Source organism: Burkholderia sp. SCN-KJ (assembly GCF_024656005.1).
Taxonomy (GTDB): Bacteria; Pseudomonadota; Gammaproteobacteria; order Burkholderiales; family Burkholderiaceae; genus Burkholderia.
This window is the reverse complement of sequence record NZ_JANKOG010000076.1, coordinates 1-2,270: the sequence shown is the minus strand read 5'-3', so window position 1 is coordinate 2,270 and position 2,270 is coordinate 1. Positions and strand designations below refer to the sequence as shown.

Here is a 2,270-nt window from a genome sequence, read left to right as displayed (position 1 = left end):
GGGGCTGGTTCCAGGCGATCGGACTCAGTCGCGCCTTGGCTTCAGGCGTGCGCACGGCGATGAAGCGCCAGTTCTGCAAGTGAAAGGACGTCGGCGCGCTGGTGCCGATTTGCACCAGCTCACGGATTTGGTCGTCGCTCAAGGTGGCGGTCGGGTCGTAATACTTGGCGGCGCTGCGGCTCAGGAGGCATTCGATGACGGCGTTGGTCATGGTGATCCCTATCGGGCTAAGAGATAGATTGAAGTGCATGGGTGCTTCGCTCTATGCAGAGCTTCCGTCGTTCGCGGGTACTGAAGTCAGATACCGACTCGCCCATGCCGATATCATTGCAGCGGCATAATCTGCATCCGCGCGGTGCGTCTGCGAGTGGTCAGCGTTATCCAGCAATATAAAGCTCTTGATCAACGGTATATGGCAATCCTCCGCGAAAGCGACGTTGAGAAGTATCCAACTGATTCATTGACGGCTCCCACTATTGACACGTGCGTGGTTGAGCTCGTTTCCGATTTGCATCGCACCAGCATTCCCCCCTCGAAGCCGGCCATCACATCACACGACGGGTTGTGAGGCGCACTGCGCGATCGCATTGGCCATGACACAATGCTAGGCGCGCGGGCCCGTCAAAACCATTCTACCAACGGGTGGCGGCGCTCCTACATAGGCTTCGAACGCTTATACCGGCGTATAACCCGTGGGCAGAGACGCGCGCGGCAAGGTTCAGGCGGGCTTAAGGCACGGATAGTCCAACGCTTCGTTTCCGGCTTGCTATTGCGAGCAGCAGCGTGGGCTGATGACTGTTTTCGGCACGGCTGTTCACCCGGGCGCAGGCTTTGACGTAGACATGCTTGACGTTCGTCAGCTCGACGGTTTCGGCTTTCGCGGTCAATTAGAACCGTAGTTGGTCGGTCACAATCTTGCGGGATGCTTCGGCGCAGGAGGCAAGAACGCGCTTGAAGAACCGCCAGGCGGCGGCCTTATCGCGACACTTTTGCAGAATCCGTCTCCACGCCGGTCGACTGCTCGCCGCAAGAGATAAGGTTCGATGCGCAACGCAACAAAGACTTCGTCCAGATGCCATGTGGCACCGGACTTTCGCGCGATGACCGAAGGGCTCACCGAACTTGCCGCACCAGCGCCGGACCGTCTCGTAGTTGACAACAGCGCCCCCTCGAACGGAGGCTCTTCGATGTCTCGCAGGCTCAATCGGAAGCGAAAGTACCCGCGCGCCGTGAAGGCGATCACGGTGCACGGAAGGCGGTGCCCATGATAAAGCGATATCGGTTTGTTTATCGCTTCATCTTACGCGACAGCCGCGGCGACGTAACAATGCCCCGCCAAGCACCAATCAAGGAAAGGCCCGCGCTCGCGGCAGGTGACCGGCGGCCAGGTACCCGTAGCTGAAATGTGTGGTAATCACCATGAAACGGCTGGATGAGCAGGCACGGTGAATTGAACGACAGCGCCACGGGGCGCGTTCGCACTCGCCCACACCCGGCCGCCACGCGCTTCGATAATCGAACGGCAGATCGACAACCCCATCCCCAAACCAGTAGGCTTCGTGGTATAGAAGGGCGCGAACGCGTCCTCGGCCCCGTCCGTAGCGAAACCCGGCCCCGAATCGCGCACAGTCACGAGCACACAGTTAGAGTCGGCTTTGTCTGTGCTGATGAGCAAGTGTCGCGGGCCATCTCTTGCGCCGCTCATCGCCTCGAGCGCGTTGATGATCAGGTTGAGGAGCACCTGTTGCAGTTCGACACGGTCTCCTTCGATGAACGGCAAGCCGTCCGCGAGTCGCGTCTGTACCGAGGCGCCGCTCTTCGAAGCTTCGGCACGCGTAAGCTCGATCACCTCGCGGATCGCCTCGTTGATGTCCACTGGCTCCTTCCGCAGCGGCGCCTTCCTGACCAGATCACGGATACGGCCGAGCACGTCCCCCGCCCGGTTTGCATCGTTGATGATGCGGCCGAGCACCTGCCCGACCTCGTCGACGTTCGGAGGCTGGGCGTGCAGCCACCGCAGCGCCGCCTGGGCGTTAGTCACTGTCGCGGAAATCGGCTGGTTGACTTCGTGGGCAATCGAGGCCGTGAGTTGCCCCAGCGTGGCGACACGGTTCGCGTGCGCCAGTTCCGCCCGTGCCTCGCGATAGCGCCGCTCACTCTCGCGGGCTTGCTCCTCCGCCTGCTTGCGCTCACTCAGATCGAGCACGAAAGCGACACCTTGGTTCGCGCCGACTTCGAAGCTCGCCACGCCAATCAGCACAGGCACTCGT

The 2,270-nt window shown here is 61.0% G+C and carries 2 protein-coding genes and 1 pseudogene; all 3 read right to left on the bottom strand.

From position 1 onward, the window contains the following. A partial coding sequence (locus NQV17_RS37665) for a nitroreductase family protein (RefSeq protein WP_257776140.1) occupies positions 1–211 on the bottom strand: 211 nt, incomplete at its 3' end. A gap of 571 nt (positions 212–782) precedes the next feature. Further along, positions 783–1,291, bottom strand: a pseudogene (locus NQV17_RS37660) (DDE-type integrase/transposase/recombinase); the annotation flags it as partial. Positions 1,292–1,414: 123 nt separating this feature from the next. Next, positions 1,415–2,270 (bottom strand): sensor histidine kinase (locus NQV17_RS37655; protein ID WP_257776139.1); only part of this gene is annotated, 856 nt, incomplete at its 5' end.